The organism is Marinobacterium weihaiense (assembly GCF_019061305.1).
In the GTDB taxonomy this organism is placed as follows: Bacteria; Pseudomonadota; Gammaproteobacteria; order Pseudomonadales; family Balneatricaceae; genus Marinobacterium; species Marinobacterium weihaiense.
The window spans coordinates 1-718 of sequence record NZ_JAHQZT010000076.1; the positions used below are offsets into that span (position 1 = coordinate 1).

General features: G+C 57.5%; 1 protein-coding gene. It reads right to left on the reverse strand.

Annotated features, from left to right (window positions below):
- On the reverse strand, positions 1-602 hold a 602-nt coding region (locus KTN04_RS16650; protein ID WP_217336342.1), incomplete at its 3' end, for a helix-turn-helix domain-containing protein.
- Positions 603-718: the final 116 nt, after the last annotated feature.

Sequence of the window (718 nt, forward strand, 5' to 3'; positions counted from 1 at the left end):
TCGGTCAAAATATGAGTGATCTTGATAGGCGTCGCCTGCTGGAGGCTATCCAGGAAACGCCGGGCTGCCGCCGCTGTTTTGTTCGGGTGGATCTGTACAAAGACCCAGCGAGTGGCGCGGTCAATGGCCACAAACAGATAGCGGCGTTTGGTTTCATCCGCCATTTGCGGCAGGTACTTGACGTCGATATGGAAGAATCCGGGCTGATAGGCCTTGAATTTCTTCGGCGCCGGCTTGGGCGTTTTGGGCTTGAGCTCGTTCAGGTTGCTGACCCCATGACGGCGTAAGCAGCGGTCCAGACCTGAGCGTGACACCTTGTCGCAGAGGAACTCTCTGACCACGGCCAGCAGGTCGTCCAGGGGGAGCAGAAGCTGCTTACGCAAGTAAACCACGATGGCTTCCTGAGCCGGTGTCAGGTGGGTTTGCAGGCGGTGAGGCGTATGCGAACGGTCTTCGGTGCTGGAGCGACTGCGCCACTTGCGCACAGTGGCCTCGCTGATGCCATACTGTCGAGCCAGTTCACGGACAGGTTTAGTACTGGCCGCCAGTTCTTCGCGAATGGCCGGTGTCGTACGTGCTCGTTTGTGCAAAGATACCATCATGTCAGGCGGCCTCCTGTGCTTCCCGGATGAATTGCTGAATAGCGCTGTACATGATGCCGCGAGCGGCAAACCAAGGATAGCGCCTTTTGCTTATATGATCATCCGGGATGCGACAG